This window comes from Agromyces sp. Y182 (assembly GCF_059445385.1).
This window is the reverse complement of sequence record NZ_JCAIUF010000001.1, coordinates 2,556,427-2,571,372: the sequence shown is the minus strand read 5'-3', so window position 1 is coordinate 2,571,372 and position 14,946 is coordinate 2,556,427. Positions and strand designations below refer to the sequence as shown.

At 70.9% G+C, this 14,946-nt stretch carries 12 protein-coding genes and 1 pseudogene; 3 read left to right on the top strand and 10 right to left on the bottom strand.

The window, feature by feature from the left end; translation table 11 throughout:
* The first annotated feature begins 10 nt into the window (after window positions 1-10).
* Together AC1C2R_RS11805 and AC1C2R_RS11800 are read left to right on the top strand one after the other, a co-directional pair.
* Window positions 11-478, top strand: coding sequence for a MarR family winged helix-turn-helix transcriptional regulator (locus AC1C2R_RS11805; protein ID WP_495380051.1), 468 nt, complete (start codon window positions 11-13; stop codon window positions 476-478).
* A 4-nt stretch (window positions 479-482) separates the two neighbouring features.
* Window positions 483-770, top strand: a pseudogene (locus tag AC1C2R_RS11800) (LLM class flavin-dependent oxidoreductase); the annotation flags it as partial.
* A 331-nt stretch (window positions 771-1,101) separates the two neighbouring features.
* Here the strand turns inward: AC1C2R_RS11800 and AC1C2R_RS11795 are convergent.
* From AC1C2R_RS11795 to AC1C2R_RS11755, 9 genes are all read right to left on the bottom strand, one after another.
* Window positions 1,102-2,379 carry an ABC transporter substrate-binding protein gene (locus AC1C2R_RS11795; RefSeq protein ID WP_495380050.1) on the bottom strand — a complete coding sequence of 426 codons (1,278 nt, stop codon included), beginning with the start codon at window positions 2,377-2,379 and terminating at the stop codon, window positions 1,102-1,104.
* A 3-nt stretch (window positions 2,380-2,382) separates the two neighbouring features.
* Window positions 2,383-3,504, bottom strand: a complete 1,122-nt coding sequence (locus AC1C2R_RS11790) for a branched-chain amino acid ABC transporter permease (RefSeq protein WP_495380049.1) — start codon at window positions 3,502-3,504, stop codon at window positions 2,383-2,385.
* Window positions 3,501-4,379 (bottom strand): branched-chain amino acid ABC transporter permease, encoded by an 879-nt coding sequence (locus AC1C2R_RS11785; protein WP_495380048.1) that lies wholly within the window; start codon window positions 4,377-4,379, stop codon window positions 3,501-3,503. The genes AC1C2R_RS11790 and AC1C2R_RS11785 overlap by 4 nt, the downstream gene beginning before the upstream one ends.
* Complete coding sequence (locus tag AC1C2R_RS11780) at window positions 4,379-5,095, bottom strand: ABC transporter ATP-binding protein (protein WP_495380047.1); 717 nt, start codon at window positions 5,093-5,095, stop codon at window positions 4,379-4,381. The genes AC1C2R_RS11785 and AC1C2R_RS11780 overlap by 1 nt, the downstream gene beginning before the upstream one ends.
* Entirely contained in the window at window positions 5,095-5,877 is a 783-nt protein-coding gene (locus AC1C2R_RS11775; RefSeq protein WP_495380046.1) for an ABC transporter ATP-binding protein, read from the bottom strand. Before AC1C2R_RS11775 ends, AC1C2R_RS11780 begins: the two co-directional genes overlap by 1 nt.
* 233 nt (window positions 5,878-6,110) lie before the next feature.
* Window positions 6,111-6,845 carry a glucose 1-dehydrogenase gene (locus tag AC1C2R_RS11770; RefSeq protein WP_495380045.1) on the bottom strand — a complete coding sequence of 245 codons (735 nt, stop codon included), beginning with the start codon at window positions 6,843-6,845 and terminating at the stop codon, window positions 6,111-6,113.
* Window positions 6,846-6,892: 47 nt separating this feature from the next.
* Window positions 6,893-7,900, bottom strand: a complete 1,008-nt coding sequence (locus AC1C2R_RS11765) for an NADPH:quinone oxidoreductase family protein (protein WP_495380044.1) — start codon at window positions 7,898-7,900, stop codon at window positions 6,893-6,895.
* Window positions 7,887-8,492: a TetR/AcrR family transcriptional regulator gene (locus AC1C2R_RS11760; protein ID WP_495380043.1), complete on the bottom strand. Its 606-nt coding sequence runs from the start codon at window positions 8,490-8,492 to the stop codon at window positions 7,887-7,889. The genes AC1C2R_RS11765 and AC1C2R_RS11760 overlap by 14 nt, the downstream gene beginning before the upstream one ends.
* 12 nt (window positions 8,493-8,504) lie before the next feature.
* On the bottom strand, window positions 8,505-9,245 hold the full coding sequence (locus tag AC1C2R_RS11755; protein ID WP_495352671.1) for an SDR family oxidoreductase: 741 nt from the start codon (window positions 9,243-9,245) through the stop codon (window positions 8,505-8,507).
* A gap of 122 nt (window positions 9,246-9,367) precedes the next feature.
* Here AC1C2R_RS11755 and AC1C2R_RS11750 point away from each other — a divergent pair, with 122 nt between their 5' ends.
* Window positions 9,368-10,705, top strand: a complete 1,338-nt coding sequence (locus AC1C2R_RS11750; RefSeq protein ID WP_495380042.1) for an MFS transporter — start codon at window positions 9,368-9,370, stop codon at window positions 10,703-10,705.
* 86 nt (window positions 10,706-10,791) lie between these two features.
* Here AC1C2R_RS11750 and AC1C2R_RS11745 read toward each other — a convergent pair whose 3' ends face one another.
* Window positions 10,792-14,907: a S8 family peptidase gene (locus tag AC1C2R_RS11745; protein ID WP_495380041.1), complete on the bottom strand. Its 4,116-nt coding sequence runs from the start codon at window positions 14,905-14,907 to the stop codon at window positions 10,792-10,794.
* Window positions 14,908-14,946 lie beyond the last annotated feature (39 nt).

Below are 14,946 nucleotides of genomic sequence, written 5' to 3'. Positions count from 1 at the left end.
GTCTTTGGACATGAGCACTGACGGCCGACCGCCCACGCTGATCGACCTTCCCTCCTACCTGGCCGGTCACGTCTCCCGCATCGGGCATCGCGCACTCGTCGACGAGCTCGCCCGGCGCGGTCTGCGGTTGCCGCACTTCGCGGTACTCGCGGGCCTTCACGACTTCGGCGACACCCCCCAGCACGAGCTCGCCGACCGGTTACGACTGAACCGCAGCCACCTGGTCGGCTATCTCGACCTGCTCGAACGAGAGGGGTACGTGAACCGATCCCGTGACGTCGACGATCGTCGTCGCCAGACGGTCGCGCTCACCGCCGCCGGGCAGCCGGTCGCGATCGAACTCATCGAGTTCGCCCGCACCACCGGGCGCAAGAGCCTCGGCGTGCTGACGCCCCAAGAGCTCGCGACATTGACTCGACTGCTCGCCCGCGTTGTCGCGCACGACGACGCGACATCCGGCCCCGATCGCGACGCCTGACACCGTGGAACGCCGCATCAGGTTCGGAGCAGGCGGGGCCGTGGGCGGGCTCTCTGCCACTCAGACGCTCGACCTCGCGCAGAGCGCCGACGAGCTCGGCTACGACTTCTTCAGCCTCAGTGACCACCTCCACGGTGCCCACTCCACGCTCGAGCCGCTCACCGCACTGAGCTGGATCGCCGCGAAGACCTCGCGCATCACCCTGGCGACGAACGTGCTCGGCCTGCCCTACCGGCACCCCGCCGTGATCGCCAAGACCGCCGAGACCCTCGATCGGCTCTCCTCTCTCGGCCGGATCAGCCTCGACGACGCGGTCCTCCGCGGCGAACGGGTGCGTGCGGCCGCCCGCCGCGCCGGCCGCGACCCCGACGAGATCGAATTCGCGTGCAACATCGGCATCAGGATCGACCACGGCCGGGGCGTACCGGTCATCGCCGAGCGACTCGCGTCCGTCGTCGACGCCGGGTTCACGACGCTCGTGCTCTCGGCGGCCACGGTCGCCGAACAGGAGCTCATCGCCACCGAGCTCATGCCGCTCGTGCGCGTACGAGCCCGACGAGCCCGACGGTGCTCACGAGGAGGGGCCGTCTCGGGAACAGCCCCTCCCACCGTGCGCCGAACCGTTACTCCGACGTCGGGGTGCCGTCATTCGAGAGCGGTACAGGGTCGGCCTCGACCGCTTCGACGGTGTCGCCGTCGACGGAGTAGGTCACCCCGACGAAGTCCTGCACGCCCTGATCGACACTCGTGATGCCGACACCGCGGTAGGCCGCGTGGTCGTCACCGCCGAACGAGAGAGGCAGGATGCCGTTGCCGACGAGGTCGCCCGAGGAGACCGCAGCGACGAGGCTCTCGCGCGTCGGATCCTCGCCCGCCCTCGCGAGTGCTTCGGCGAAGAGGTATCCGACGCTCATGCCGTAGACGGTGTTGCCGTCGAACGGAGCGCCCGCGTTGTACTCCTCGTTGATCTCGCGGAACAGCTGCGCCCACTCGTCGTCAGGCCCGAACGGCAGGTAGTTGGTGCTCACGAAGCCCTGCAGGAGCTTGGGCGCGAGGTCTTCGCCGAGGAATCCGACGAGCGTCGGGTAGTCGCCGCCCGAGGACGACGAGAACCACTGCGGGAACCAGCCGAGCTTCGCCGCGGTGCCCACGGCGAGCGCCGTGAAGCCGTTGACGGTGGCGAGCAGGTTGATCTCGCAGCCGGCCGCCTGCATCGCCCCGATCTGCGCCGTGACGTCCTGATTCGACACCGAGTACTGCTCGACCGCGGCGAGCCCGTCTGCGCCGACGACCGTCTCGGCCCCCTCGGTGAACTCGGCGCCGAAGTCGTCGTCCTGGCCGAGCACGCAGAGCTTCTTGCCCGGGAACTCGTCGCTCGCATACTGCGCGAGCGCCGCACCCTCGACGAGGTAGTCGGCGTTGAAGCCGAACGTCATCGGGTACTTCTCGGGCTGGTTCCAGCTCGTCGAGCCCGATGCGACGAAGAGGTCGGGCACCTCGTTCTGGTTCAGGTAGTCGAGCACGGCGGTGTGCGTCGGTGTGCCGAGGCCGTTCACGATCGCGAAGACGTCGTCCTCCTGCACGAGTTCGCGCACGACGGTCTGCGTCGTCGCGGGGTTGTAGCCGTCGTCCTTGACGAGGTACTCGATCGAGCGGCCGTTGATGCCGCCGTTCTCGTTGACGTAGTCGAAATAGGCGCTCGTCGCCGCCGAGATCGACGAGTAGCCGGCCGCGGCCGGGCCCGTGAGCGGCTGATGCGTGCCGACCGTGACGGTGTCGTCGGTGACACCCGGGGTCTCGGCGGTCGTGCCCGGCGTGCTGCAGGCGGTCACGGTGACGACAAGGGCGGATGCCGCGACGATCGCGGCCAAGCGCCTGACTGGTGCGGGGTGCTGTGACATGGGTCACCTCTCTGTTTCGGTGGGGATGGGGCGGGGTGCAGGATGCGGGATGCGGATCGAGTGCAGGGCGGCCGCGGTGGCCTCCGGGCGATCGCGGGCTCGCGGCATCCGTCGACGGAACGCCCCCGCGATGCCGCCCGGCCAGACCGCGGTGACGACGATGAGGAGCGCGCCGAACACCAGCACTGCGAGGTTGCCCGAGAGGCGCTGCGCGAGGTCGGTCGGCAGGTCGAGGGCGGTGGTCACGGTGCCGATGAGCCAGGGCAGCAGCACGATGACGACCGAGCCGATGGCGGCACCGCCGATGCTTCCGAGTCCGCCGACCACGACGGCCACGACGAGCAGGAGGGAGAACGCGAGCGTGTACCCGCCCGGGCTCACCGTCTGCGTCACGAAGCAGAGCAGGGCCCCGCCGAGACCTGCGGAGACGGCGCTCACGAGGAACGCGAAGACCTTCACCCGCCCTGCGCGCACGCCGCTGAGCCGGGCAGCGGTCTCGTCGCCGTGCACGGCACGCATGCGCAGGCCAGCCCGGCCGCGGCGCAGCGCTGCGAGTGCGGTGACGGTCACCGACGCGACGAGGATCGCCACCCATGCCTGCCACTGCTCGACCGCGATCAGCGCCTTCAAGGCGGGCGGCACACCGTCGTAGGCGATCTGCAGCCCCTGGTCGCCGCGGAAGACTCCCACGAACACACTCGTCACGGCGGGCAGCGCGATGACGAGTGCGAGCGTGACGCCCGCGAGATACGGGCCGCGGAGGCGCGCGGCGGCGAGTCCGAGGGCCAGGCCCAGCACTCCGGATGCCGCGACCGCCCCCACGAGCGAGATGAGGAACCTGGCTGCTCCGTCGATGCCGACCTCGGTGAGCGCGTTCGCAGTGAGGGCGTATCCGTAGCCACCCGCGGCCATGAGCGCGGCATGCCCGAGCGAGAGTTGCCCCGTGAGGCCGATCAGGAGCGTGAGCCCTGCGGTCGCGCAGAACGTCGCCGCGATGACTGCCAGCTGGTAGTTGCGATACGGGTCGAGAAGGAACGTGCCGCCGATGGCGACGATCGTGATGACCGCCGCGACGACGATGAGGCGAGGCGTGCCAGTGAGGGAGGGGAACAGGCGGCGGTTCATGCGGTTCGCGCCTCCCTCGCCGAGAAGATGCCGCCGGGTCGCACGATCAGTACCGCGACGAGCAGCACGAGCACGGCGATCGGGGCCACGGTCGCACCGAGGTATCCGGTCACGAGGCTCATGACGATGCCGACGACGAGGCCACCGACGAGTGCGCCCGGCGGCGAGTCGAGTCCGCCGACGACGGCGACCGCGAAGGCGTAGACGAAGAGGATGTCGGCCCCGTGCGGGTTCAGCCCGAGTTCGGTGGGCACGAGGAGGAGGGCGGCGAGCGCCGCGACCGCGGAGGAGAGCATCCATCCGATCGTGAGCATGCACGAGACTCGAACGCCGAGGAGCCGCGACACCTCGGGTGCGAAGGCCGATGCGCGCAGGCGCAGACCGAGCGACGTGCGGGTGAAGAGCACGGCGAGCACGGCCATCACTGCGACCGCGACGACGAGCACGAAGAGGTCGTACGGCGAGAGCACCGGCACGCCGCCGATCACGATCGGCCGCTCGTCGAACGGCACCTCCATGGGGCGGTACTGCTGGCCGAAGAGGATGCCGAGGGCCGACTGCAGCACCATGACGAGCCCGATCGCGATGATCACGCCCGCGAGCGGCGAGCCCTGCGGCGCGAAGCGCATGACACCCCGCTCGACCGCGAAGCCGATCGCCGCGCCGGCGACGAGGGCGCTGCCGAGGCCGAGCCAGTACGAGCCCGTGAGCCCCGTCACGGCGAACGCGACGTAGGTGGCGACGACCGCCATCGCGCCTTGCGCGAAGTTGACGATGCGGGCGGCCCGCCAGATGAGCACGAGCGAGAGGGCGAACAGGGCGAAGATCGCGCCGCGGGCGAGGCCCGTGGCGAGGAGGAAGAGGAGGCGGTCCATCAGAATCCCAGGTAGGCGTGGCGGAGGGCGGTGTCGGCGGCGAGCGTGTCGGCGGATGCATCGGCGACGATCTCGCCGAGTCCGAGCACGATGCCGCGATCGGCGATCGAGAGGGCGCTCGTGACGTTCTGCTCGGCGAGCAGCACGGTGAGTCCGGTGCGCTCGGCGGTGTCGCGGAGCACGGCGAGGATCTGCGCGACGACGATCGGGGCGAGCCCGAGCGAGGGTTCGTCGAGCAGCAGCACGCGCGGGCGGGTGATGAGCGCGCGGCCGAGGGCGAGCATCTGGCGCTCGCCGCCCGAGAGCTGGTGGCCCGCGCTCGATCGGCGCCGGGCGAGCGGTTCGAAGAGCTCGTAGATCTCCTCGATCACCGCCTGCCGTTCGGCGCCGCGGTAGCGCCAGAGGGCGCCGAGGCGGAGGTTCTCCTCCACCGTGAGCTCTGCGACGACGCTTCGCCCCTCGGGCACCTGGGCGAGGCCACTGCGAGCGCGATCCTCGACGGCGACGGTCGCGAGATCGTCGCCGTCGAACGCGATGCGCCCGGATGCCGGCGTCACGAGCCCCGCGATGGCGCGCATGAGGGTCGTCTTGCCGGCGCCGTTCGCGCCGAGCAGGGCGACGATGGCACCCGACGGGATGCTGAAGCTCAGTTCGTGCAGCACGGGTGCGCCGCCGTAGCCGACGACGAGGCGATCGATCTCGAGGATGCCGCCCATCACGCCGCCTTCACCCCGAGGTATGCGGCCTCGACCCGTGGGTCGGCCTGTACCTCTGCCGGCGCGCCCGACGCGATGACGCGGCCGAAGTCGAGCACGACGATGCGGTCGGCGAGGCCCATCACGAAGTCGACGTGGTGCTCGACGAGGAGCACGGCGCATCCCTCGGACGCCACCCGGCGGATGATGCCCGCGAGTTGTTCGATGTCGTCGGCGCCGAGACCGCCCGCCGGTTCGTCGAGGAGGAGCAGGTTCGGCTTCGCGACGAGCGCGCGAGCGAGGGCGACGCGTTTGCGTTCGGGGTAGGGCAGGGCGTCGACAGGGCGGTGCGCGACATCCGTGAGCCCGAGGCCCTCGAGCTCGGCGTTCGCAAGCGCGAGCGCCTCGGCACTGAGGCGGCGGTCGCGCATGAGCGGGAGCAGCACGTGTTCGAGCACCGTCATGCCGGTGAAGAGGCCGAGGCCTTGCAGCGTGCGCGAGACGCCGGCGGCGGTCAGCCGGGTCGGTGAGGCCGGCACCGGCCGCCCATCGAGTCGGATGTCGCCGGCCCGCGGCCGCACGAGCCCGCTCACGGCATTGAACACGGTCGTCTTGCCTGCGCCGTTCGGGCCGATGAGGGCGACGGTCTCGGCCGCGGCGACCTCGAACGAGACGTCGTCGAGGGCGGTGAGCCCGCCGAACGTCACCGTGAGGCCGGTGATCTCGAGTCGCGGCGGCACCGTTGGGGCGGTGGTCGCGTCGCGCACAGTGCCGTCGAGGGCAGCGGATGGTTCGTCGGTCATGGCAGCGGCACCTCTTCGTGTCGGATTGCACACACTGTACCCCAGAAACCGACCAGACGGTATGTCGATGTTGCAGTTGCCCGTGGCCGTGAGCCTCTTTCATGCACGCCCGCTCGCTCGACGCCGAGCGCAGCGAGCAGCGCGCGACAGCGCGCAGCAGGCACCGCGCGACAGCGCGCGATCCGCACCTCGCCGCGACAGCGCGCGATCCGCACCTCGGCGGAGCGCGGGCGTCAGCGGTGCGCGATGGCGACGGTCATGCCGCCGTCGACGACGAACTCGGCGCCGGTCGTGTACGCCGCGGCGTCGCTCGCGAGGAAGACGATCGTGCCCGCGACATCCGTCGGCAGGGCCGGCCGGCCGAGCGGGATCGAGAGCGCCTCGGGGTCGATGCGCGAGGTCATCTCGGTGAGGATGAGCCCCGGATGCACCGAGTTCACCCGGATGCCCGACGGCCCGAGCTCGACGGCGAGCGACTTCGTGAGCCCGCGCACCGCGAACTTCGACGCCGTGTAGCCGTGCAGGCCGGGGCTGCCTCGCAGGCCCTCGACCGAGGAGATGTTGATGATCGACCCGCGTCCGGCCGCTTTCATCGCCGGCACGACGGCTCTGCAGCCGAGGAAGGTTCCCGTGAGGTTCACGGCGATCACGGCGTCCCACTTGGCGCGGGTGAAGTGCTCGATGGGGGCCGCGTTCGCGATGCCGGCGTTGTTCACGAGCACGTCGATCGCACCGAACGCAGCGATGGTGTCGTCGACGACGCGGGTCCATGCGTGCTCGTCGGTCACGTCGAGCGGCTCGAAGCGCGCCCGCTCGCCGAGTTCGCGTGCGAGCGACTCGCCCTCCTCGACGAGCAGATCGGCGATGACGACGTGCGCACCCGCGGCGTGCAGCGCGCGCACGTAGGCATCACCGAGACCCCTGGCCCCGCCGGTGACGATCGCGACTCGTCCGTCGAGCTCGCGCATGAGTGCTCCTTCCGCGCCGGCTCGCGGCGCACGTCGAGGTGTCGTGCTCAGTCGGCGACGCGCACGACGAGTCGCCCGGTCGTCGCCCCACCGGCGAGCTCCTGCACGGCGGCCGGTGCCCGCTCGAACGGCACCGGCGAAGCGACGACGGGTGAGATCGCACCCGACGCCGCGAGGCGGGTGAGTTCGGCATGCGCCTCGTCGACGAGGTCGGGCCGGCGCTGCTGGTAGAGCGCCCAGTGCAGTCCGAGCACGCCGTAGTTCTTCACGAGGGCGTGGTTCGCCCGCACCGCGGGAACCGTGCCGCCCGCGAACCCGACGACCACGAGCCGCCCTTCGAAGGCGATGCACTTCGTCGAGAGCTCGAAGCCCTCACCGCCGACCGGGTCGAAGACGACGTCGATTCCGGCGCCGCCGGTCACTTCGCGAACGGATGCCACGAGGTCGTCGTCACCGCGAACGAGCACGACCTCGGCGCCTGCAGCACGGGCCACCTCGGCCTTCGCCGTACTGCCGACGACCCCGATCACGCGAGCACCTGCTGCGACGCCGAGCTGCACGGCGGCCGTGCCGACCCCGCCTGCCGCGGCATGCACGAGGAGCCATTCGCCGGCCTGCAGCTGCGCGCGGCGATGCAGCCCGAACCACGCGGTCTGGTACGCGATGATGAGCGCGGCGGCCTGCACGTCGTCGAGCGCGTCGGGCGCCGGATGTACCGCGAGCGCCGGAAGCACGGCGTACTCCGAGAGCACTCCGATCTGCGAGCCCACGACGCGGTCGCCGACGTCGAAGCCGCGCGTGCCGGCGACATCCGCCCCGAGCTCGACGACGTCGCCGCTGAGCTCGATGCCCGGGATGAACGGCAACTCGGGCCGCACCTGGTACTCGCCGCGGGCGAGCAGCACGTCGGGGAAGTTCACGGCGACCGCACGCACCCGCACGAGCACCTCCCCCGGGCCGGGCGACGGCACGTCGACGTCGTGCAGTTCGAGCACCTCGGCCGGTTCGCCGTGCCGGGTCACGCGCCACGCGCGCATGCGGTCAGGCCGGGGCATCCGTCACCCCGGCATCCGTCGCCTCGATGCTTCGCAGGAAGAGCTCGGTGAGCTGTTCGGCCACGACCGTCTTGCCCTCTGCGCCCTCGGGCGAGTACCAGTGCGAGAGGTAGTGCACGTCGCTGAAGAAATGCGCGATGAGCACCGGTCGCGGGATGTCGGTGCGGTACAGCCCCTCGGCCTGCCCGCGCTCGATGAGCGCCGCGAACTCGTCGTGGTAGGCGCGGCGACGCCTGGTGACCTCCTGCTGCCGCGGCGCCGTGAGCATGTGCATGCTGCGGAAGAACACCGTGCCCTCGGGCAGGAAGTCGATCGAGGTCTCGATGACGTCGACGCACACCGCCCTGAGCACCTCGGCGACGGGCCCGCCGCGCTCGATGATCTCGTCAAGGTGCGCCTTCTGCAGCGTGAGCAGGCGCTCGTAGATCGCGAAGAGCAGGTCGTCTTTCGACTCGAAGTAGTGGTACATCGCGCCCTTGGTGACGCCCGCGGCCTCGACGATCTGCTGCACACTCGTGTTGGCGTACCCCTGGGCGGCGAAGAGCTCGACGGCGGCTCTGGTGACCTCGTCGGCGACGTTGGTGTCTCTCATGGGTTCAATCCTTCACCCGACGGGGCGGATGCTGCCGCCACCGTCGATCGGGAGTGTCTGGCCGGTGATCCACGCGGCGTCGTCGGAGAGCAGGAAGGCGACCGGGCCGGCGACGTCGTCGGGTTCGCCGAGGCGGCGGAGCGGGTACTCGGCCGCAACCTCGGCCTCGCGACCTTCGTAGAGCGCGCGGGCGAATGCGGTCTTGATGACGGCGGGGGCGACGGCGTTGACGCGGATGCCGGGTGCGAGCTCGTAGGCGAGCTGCGTCGTGAGGTTCACGAGGGCGGCCTTGGAGACGCCGTAGAAGGCGATGCCGGGGCTCGCGGCGAGGGCCGAGATCGACGCGAGGTTCACGATCGAACGATCGAGCCCGGCGGTGACGGCGTCGCGGGTCCACTCGAGGGCGGCGACGACGTTGACCTCGAGGATTTTGCGCACAACGGATGCCTCGATCTCGAGCGCCGGGCCATAGGCCGGGTTGATGCCCGCGTTGTTCACGAGGTGATCGAGCCGCCCGTGCCGCTCAGCGAGGTGGGCGAAGACCGCGGCCCGGTGCTCGGCGTCGTCGGCCTTGCCGGCGACGGCGCTCGCCCGGTCAGCGCCGAGTTCGGCGACGGCGGCATCGAGTGACTCCTGCTTGCGACCGGTGATGACGACGGATGCCCCTTCCGCCACGAGTCGCTTCGCCACCGCGAACCCGATGCCGCGGCTCGCGCCGGTGATCAGGGCGACCCTGCCCTCGAATCTCTGCACCGCGTGCGCTCCTTCACGTTCCGTACCGTCTGGTCGGTATGCAGGATACCGTAGCACGCGCGGTACCGGGTCGACCGCCGATCAAGTGGGCGCACCGGCCCGCTCCGCGAGAGGATGGGAGCGTGACTATCCTGCCCCAGCCCGTGCGCCCCTGGCGCCTGTGGCTCGTCTGGGGTGTCGGCGTCGCCGCCTACGTGCTCTCGATCACGAACCGCACCTCGCTGTCGGCGGTGGGCGTCGACGCGGCGGTCCGATTCGACGCGGATGCCTCGGTGCTCTCCCTCTTCGCCGTCGTGCAGCTCTTCGTCTACGGCGCGATGCAGATCCCGGTGGGGCTGCTGCTCGACCGCTTCGGCGCCCGACCGATCATCACCATCGGCATGTTCGTGATGGCCATCGGTCAACTCGTGATGGCCTTCGCACCCGACGTCGGCACGGCGATCTTCGCCCGCATGCTGCTGGGCGCCGGCGACGCGGCGATCTTCCCGAGCGTGCTGCGCGTCGTCGCCGTCTGGTTTCCCGAACGGCAGGCGCCGTTCCTCGTGCAGCTCACCGGCATCGTCGGCCAGGGCGGCCAGCTGCTCGCGATCCTGCCGATCGCAGCCCTGCTGCACGCGACGAGCTGGACCGTCGCGTTCGGCAGCCTCGCCGGACTCGGCGTGCTCTTCACCGTGCTGACCTTCGCCGTCATCCGCAACCGACCACCGGGCCGCGACTCCGACGTGAGCGTCGACACCGCCACCGGCGCCATGCACGCGGTGACCTCGTCGGCCGACCTGCGGCAGGGTTTCCGCGAATCGTGGGCGCACCCGGCGACCCGGCTCGCGTTCTGGTCGCACTTCACGGCGCCGTTCTCGGGCACCGCGTTCATCCTGCTGTGGGGCTTCCCGTTCCTCACGGTCGGCGAGGGCCTCTCTGCGGCGATGGCCTCGCTGATCTTCAGCGTCTACGTCGTCGCCGGCATGGTGGTCGGCCCGGTGATCGGCGCGCTGTCGAGTCGGCATCCGATGCGGCGATCGCGGATGCTCGTGCTGCCGATCATCGCCGTCCAGGTGGCGGCATGGCTCGCCGTCATCCTCTGGCCCGGCTCAGCACCGTTGTGGCTGCTCTTCGTGCTCGCCTTGGCGCTCAGCACGGGCGGCCCCGCCTCGATGATCGGCTTCGATCACGCCCGCACCTACAACCCGCGCCATCGACTCAGCACGGCCACGGGCATCGTGAACGTCGGGGGGTTCCTCGCCGCCCTTCTCGCGATCCTGTTCATCGGCATCGCCATGGACGCGCAGGGCGCCGGCACTCCCGACACCTACAGTCTCGAGGCGTTCCGACTCGCCTTCCTCACGCAGCTGCCGCTGTGGGCGATCGGCGCGGGCTTCATCGTCTTCGAGCGCAAGCGCACTCGCGTACACCTCGGCCTCGACGAGCCGCGCACGCGCCGTCGCGACCGCCACGACGACTGAGGCCCGAGCAACTGAGGCCCGAGCGGCCCCAGTTTGGGAAGTCGCTCGGGCCTCAGCACGATCACCGGGTCATCCGGCGTCCGTCATCAGTGGCGGCCACCGACCGGCCAGCCGGGCCAGTCGTACCCGCCACCGCCGTGTCCGCCGCCACCGCCGTGTCCGCCGCCGCCGTGTCCGCCGCCGCCGTGTCCGCCACCGCCGTGTCCGCCGCCGCCGTGTCCGCCACCGCCGTGTCCGCCGCCGCCGTGTCCGCCACCGCCGTGTCCGCCGCCGCCGTGTCCGCCGCCCTTCTTCGCGGCCGTCGCCTCGAATGCCCGCACGATCTCCTGGCTGAAGGTCGCGCCCGCGGCATCCGTCGCCGTCACTCGCAGGTCGACCCACGCGCCCGCGTTCGGCACGTCGATCTCGGCGGCGTAGGCCGTGACGACGTCACGCCCCTCGGGGAAGATCGAGAGGAACTCCTCCGACGGCTCGTCGACCGTGGTGTCGGCCGAGGTGACGTCGAGTTCGACCGGCTGCCAGTCACCGCCCTCGACTCGTGCCTCGAGCGTCGCGTCGGTGATCGCTGCGATGCCGGATGCCCCGGCGAGGTGCCCGAGCTCGAGGTCGAGCTTGACCGGTGCACCCGCCTTGCGGCCGGCGCCGGCCTTGCCCGAAGCGTCAATGTCGATGTCGTAGTAGGCCTGCAGCATCGGCAGCAGCTGGGTGGTGTAGTCGCCCGCCGTTCCGGCGGACCGGAAGGTCCACTCGGTCGTGGTCGACGTCGACGAGGCGAGGTACGTGCCGTCGTGCGTCGCGGTGTTCACCACGCGCCACTCGGACTCACCATCGGGCAGCCCCCAGACGTTGACCCCCTGGTACGGCCCTGAGCCCGCAAGCTCGCCGTCGACGTACACCTCGGTGAATTGCGCACGGTCGACGGCGCCCGAGAACACGTCGAACGTGCCGGTACGCTCAGCGCTCGCCCCGTCGGCCCACGACGGCAGGTTCACCTGCACGTTGTCGCCCGAGCGGTGCGGCGCCCAGTAGCCGGGCCCGACGTACGGCCGCACGATCGAACCGAAGTAGCTCGTCTCGAGCTTCTGGCCGGGCTCGTAAGCGCGCTTGATGTCGCGCACCTGCCATCCGGCGTCGACGACCGTGGCGTCCTGATACCACTCGACCTGGTCGGTGTTCACCCATTCGGTGCGCTCGAGGCCGCGTGTCGTGCGCATCGGGTAGCCCGATCCGTACTCCACGCCGGGCACGAAGTCCCACCGGAACTCCGCGACCGGGCCGGGTTCGCCGCGGTAGGTCGTGTCGATGCGAGTCAGCCCGCGCGGGCGGTAATCGAGGTCTTCGGGCACTTTGCCGTCGCTGTAGCGGGCGATGTCCCAGATCTCGTCGGGGTCCACGATGCCTTCACCCGTGACGGTGACCTTCTTCTGCGCGATCGCTTCGAGCACCCGGCGACCCTGCACGCCGCTGATCGCGGCGACGGGGATGGCGGTGTCGCTGACGTAGTCCTCGGAGCCGACCCATTCGCTGAGCTCGCCGTCACCGTCGTTGACGGTCAGCAGCAGCGCAGCGCCCGCTGCGACCGCGTTCGCCGATCGCGCCGGGGCCGAGACGGTGTCGGAGCGGGTCACGACCGCGACCTTGCCGGCCACGTCGACCGCGGCGAACTCCTCGGCACTGCCGAGTCCCACGTCGACGGCACCGGCGCGGATCTTGCCGTCGAGCAGTGTCGATCCGACCTGCGGGATGAGGTCGAGCGACTCCTTGCCGGCCTTCAGCGAGAGGGTCGGCTCCTGCAGCCGCCACCGGGTCGTGAAGTCGAAGCTCTCCGCCTCGGTCGCCTCCAGCGGCTGGGCGTACAGCTCGTCGACCCACACGGGTGCCAACACGCTGCCGGTGAAGCCGTCGGCCTGGTAGTCCATGCGACGCACGGTGGCCTCGAGCCCGTCTTCGCCGACATCGACGGTCACGGGCTTCGTGGCCCGGGCGTCGAACGCGACCGTCGCTGCGCCATCGAGCACGACATCGGGGTCGCCGACGAGCGCGATCGTCTGGGTGTCGGCCTCACGGGCGACGTCCATGAACGACATCACCGAGTAGAGACCGGCCGGCAGTCGCAGCGTGGTCTCGCCCGCGACGCCGAAGGAGGTGTACCAGCCGGTCTCGGCGTTCCAGATCCATCCGTAGGTCTCGAGCGGTTCGCCGTCGAAGTCGGTCGCCGTGACGGTGAGGTCGTAGCGTTCGGCTTCGGCGATGATGCCGAGCGCCGTACGCGTGACCGCGTCGCCGTCGACGGCCGCCGTCAGCACGCCCGAGAGCTGCGCTCCCGCGGGCACCTTCGCAGGGTCGGCCGTGAGCGTGACCGCCTTGGTCTCGCCCGCGGCGAGCGTGAGCGAGGTGGCATCCATGGTCAGCACATCGGATGCCTCGGCGGCAGCGCCGGCCGCGCGTCCGGGTTCGAGGCCACCGCCACCCGCGCCGGGTGTGGTGTCGGTGAGCGTGGCGGTCAGTTCGATCGTCACCTCGGCGTCGCCGCGGTTCGCGTACTCGATCGTGCGAGTCACGGGGGCCGCGTCTTCGCCCCACGACAGCATGCCGAAGTCACCGGAACCGGAAGCCACGATGTCGGCCTCGATCGCGGCGGCCACATCGACCACGCCGGAACCGACCTGGTAGGGCGTGAGCCCGACATCCGTCGCCGTGCTGACGAGCGCGGCCCGCAGTTGCGCGGCGGTGTACTCGGGATGCTGCTGCTTCACGATCGCCGCAGCGCCCGCGACGTGCGGGGTCGCCATCGAGGTGCCGCTCATGCCGATGTAGGAGCCTTCGCCCGGGCTGTCGGCCGAGCGGGCGGCGGTCACGTCGTTGCCGGGGCCGGCGAGGTCGGGCTTCAGCGCGCCGGAGCGCACGAGCGGGCCCTGGCTCGAGAACCACGACAGGGCGCCGGTCGGGTCGTCGACCGAGCCGATCGTCAGTGCGCTCGCGGCTGAGCCGGGCGAGCCGATCGTCTCGGGCGCCGTGGAGTTGCCCGCGGCGACGATGAAGAGCGCGTCGGTCTCGGCCGAGATCTCGTTGAGCGCTTGGGACATGAGGTCGGTGCCGTCGTCGCCGTAGCGGGTGCCGAGGCTCATCGAGACGATGTCGGCGCGTTCGCCCGCCCACTCCATGGCAGAGATGATCCACGAGTCCTGGCCTTCACCGGCGGCGCCGCTCAGCACCTTGCCGATGAGGAGGTCGGCGCCGTCGGCGACGCCGCGGTGGGTGCCGCCGCTCGCGGCGCCGGTGCCGGCGATCGTCGACGCGACGTGCGTGCCGTGGCCGTTGACGTCGTCGGAGACCGCTTCGCCGGGCACGAAGCTCGTCGAGTCGGCGAGCACCCGGCCGGCGAGGTCGGGGTGGGTGTCGTCGTAGCCGGTGTCGAGCACCGCGACCGTCACGCCGTCGCCGGTGTAGCCGGCCGCCCACGCCTCGGGCGCTCCGATGTAGGGCACGCTCGAGTCGAGCGTCGCCTGCACCTTGCCGTCGAGGTGGATCGCCTCGATGCCGCCGCCGAGGCTGACGGCGCCGTCGGCCCCGTCTGCTCCTTCAGCGCTGAAGCTGCGGGCATCGGATGCCGCGGCATCCGTCAGTGCTGCCCAGGTCGATTCGGCGCTCGCGTGATCCGCCGTCGCCGCGGCGCCGCCGATGCTCGCAAGGGGCGTGCCGATCTCGACACCGGGTGTGGGGGCGGCGAAGCTGCGTGCTGCAGAGCCGTCGTCGAGCTCGAGGATCACGGGGGTCGCGTCGACCGAGGCGTCGTCGTAGCCGTACTCGATGAGCCGGGTGACGTTGAAGAGGTCGCGGTCGACGACGCCGGCCGTGATGAACGGCATCGCACCGCTCGGGAGCACGTGCAGTTCGCCGTCGACGTCGAGGGTCTGGAACCCCTCGCCGGGGTCGACGGGGTCGATCTCGACCGCGTGGGTGCCGCCGGCGAGGTCGGTCACGGTGACCCGGTCGCCGGTGATGAGGGTGACGGTGTGCGAGCCGCCGGCGGGAGCGGGTGCCGCGGCCGAGACGGCCGGTGGCGGGGTGCCGCCACCGGCCGGATCGGCACTGGCCGGGAGCACGGCTGCGCCGACTCCGGCGACGCCGATCGCGAGGCCGCTGATGGCGGCGGCGATCGATCGGCGCCGTGGTGCGGATGGTCTGATGCTTCGTGGCATTAGGGATACCTCTCACGCGTACGAACTGGCTTGCCAAGC

What these genes read in the sequence shown, in the direction of transcription:
- AC1C2R_RS11805 (WP_495380051.1), top strand. Translation starts at nt 11, where the DNA reads ATGAGCACTGACGGCCGACCGCCCACGCTGATCGACCTTCCCTCCTAC.
- AC1C2R_RS11795 (WP_495380050.1), bottom strand. Translation starts at nt 2,379, where the DNA reads ATGTCACAGCACCCCGCACCAGTCAGGCGCTTGGCCGCGATCGTCGCG.
- AC1C2R_RS11790 (WP_495380049.1), bottom strand. Translation starts at nt 3,504, where the DNA reads ATGAACCGCCGCCTGTTCCCCTCCCTCACTGGCACGCCTCGCCTCATC.
- AC1C2R_RS11785 (WP_495380048.1), bottom strand. Translation starts at nt 4,379, where the DNA reads ATGGACCGCCTCCTCTTCCTCCTCGCCACGGGCCTCGCCCGCGGCGCG.
- AC1C2R_RS11780 (WP_495380047.1), bottom strand. Translation starts at nt 5,095, where the DNA reads ATGGGCGGCATCCTCGAGATCGATCGCCTCGTCGTCGGCTACGGCGGC.
- AC1C2R_RS11775 (WP_495380046.1), bottom strand. Translation starts at nt 5,877, where the DNA reads ATGACCGACGAACCATCCGCTGCCCTCGACGGCACTGTGCGCGACGCG.
- AC1C2R_RS11770 (WP_495380045.1), bottom strand. Translation starts at nt 6,845, where the DNA reads ATGCGCGAGCTCGACGGACGAGTCGCGATCGTCACCGGCGGGGCCAGG.
- AC1C2R_RS11765 (WP_495380044.1), bottom strand. Translation starts at nt 7,900, where the DNA reads ATGCCCCGGCCTGACCGCATGCGCGCGTGGCGCGTGACCCGGCACGGC.
- AC1C2R_RS11760 (WP_495380043.1), bottom strand. Translation starts at nt 8,492, where the DNA reads ATGAGAGACACCAACGTCGCCGACGAGGTCACCAGAGCCGCCGTCGAG.
- AC1C2R_RS11745 (WP_495380041.1), bottom strand. Translation starts at nt 14,907, where the DNA reads ATGCCACGAAGCATCAGACCATCCGCACCACGGCGCCGATCGATCGCC.